At 52.5% G+C, this 781-nt stretch carries 1 rRNA gene; it reads right to left on the reverse strand.

What is annotated here, in order from left to right:
• Positions 1-141: 141 nt before the first annotated feature.
• Positions 142-781: ribosomal RNA gene (locus tag ACTQ3V_RS15640) — 16S ribosomal RNA — on the reverse strand; the annotation flags it as partial.

Raw genomic sequence — 781 nt, forward strand, 5'->3', positions numbered from 1 at the left:
TCGGAAGTATTTCCACTCTTTCCACTTTTTGAAGGTTCACAATCTTTCGATTGCACCCTCTAAATTAAACAACGATACTTGCCGGCGAACTCCGATTGACCTTAGGATACGAGCACTTATTCGGTACTCAGGTCTCCTTAGAAAGGAGGTGATCCAGCCGCACCTTCCGATACGGCTACCTTGTTACGACTTCACCCTAATTACCACCCCTACCTTCGGCCGCGCCCTCCTTGCGGTTAGGCTACGGACTTCGGGTATTGACGGCTCTCATGGTGTGACGGGCGGTGTGTACAAGGCCCGGGAACGTATTCACCGCGGCATGCTGATCCGCGATTACTAGCAATTCCGACTTCATGCAGGCGGGTTGCAGCCTGCAATCTGAACTGGGACAGCTTTTAGGGATTTGCTCCATCTCGCGATATTGCTTCCCTCTGTATGACTGCCATTGTAGTACGTGTGTAGCCCAGGCCATAAGGGGCATGATGATTTGACGTCGTCCCCACCTTCCTCCGTTTTGTCAACGGCAGTCCGGCTAGAGTGATCTTGCGTATCAACTAACCGTAAGGGTTGCGCTCGTTGCGGGACTTAACCCAACATCTCACGACACGAGCTGACGACAACCATGCACCACCTGTCACCGATGCTCCGAAGAGAAGCCCTATCTCTAGGACGGTCATCGGGATGTCAAGGCCTGGTAAGGTTCTTCGCGTTGCTTCGAATTAAACCACATACTCCACTGCTTGTGCGGGCCCCCGTCAATTCCTTTGAGTTTCAACCTTGC

It is taken from the genome of Candidatus Agathobaculum pullicola (assembly GCF_052117205.1).
In the GTDB taxonomy this organism is placed as follows: Bacteria; Bacillota; Clostridia; order Oscillospirales; family Butyricicoccaceae; genus Agathobaculum; species Agathobaculum pullicola.